Raw genomic sequence first — 630 nt, forward strand, 5'->3', positions numbered from 1 at the left:
CGTGACGGCAGCTCGATGGCGAACATCCTGTACCAGTCGTCGACCATCGGGATCATGGCTCTGCCGGTCGCGCTGCTGATGATCGGCGGCGAGTTCGACCTGTCCTCCGGTGTCGCCGTGATCACCTCGGCGTTGACCGCGAGCATGACCGCCTACCAGCTGAGCATGAACGTCTGGGTCGGTGTGATCGTCGCCCTGATCGTGTCCCTCGCGATCGGTCTGTTCAACGGCTGGCTGCTGGTCAAGACCGGGCTGCCGAGCTTCCTGGTCACCCTGGGCACGTTCCTGATCCTGCAGGGCGTGAACCTCGCGGTGACCAAGCTGATCACCGACAACGTCGCCACCGACGACATCAGCAACATGGACGGCTTCGAGCAGGCCAAGGCGGTCTTCGCCTCGTCCTTCGACGTCGGCGGTGTGCAGGTGAAGGTCACCGTGGTGTGGTGGCTGGTCTTCGCGGCGCTGGCGACCTGGGTGCTGCTGCGCACGAAGTACGGCAACTGGATCTTCGCGGTCGGCGGCAACAAGGAGTCCTCCCGGGCCGTAGGCGTCCCGGTGACCTTCACCAAGATCTCGCTGTTCATGCTGGTCGGGTTCGGTGCCTGGTTCGTCGGCATGCACCAGCTGTTC

1 protein-coding gene is annotated in these 630 nt (G+C 64.3%); it reads left to right on the plus strand.

Going from position 1 to position 630, the window contains the following annotated elements:
• Nucleotides 1-630, plus strand: a 630-nt coding sequence (locus tag EHO50_RS43845) for an ABC transporter permease (protein WP_164905132.1), incomplete at both ends; no start/stop codon positions are given.

This window comes from Streptomyces cyaneus, from assembly GCF_004028635.1.
GTDB classification, from domain to species: domain Bacteria; phylum Actinomycetota; class Actinomycetes; order Streptomycetales; family Streptomycetaceae; genus Streptomyces; species Streptomyces cyaneus.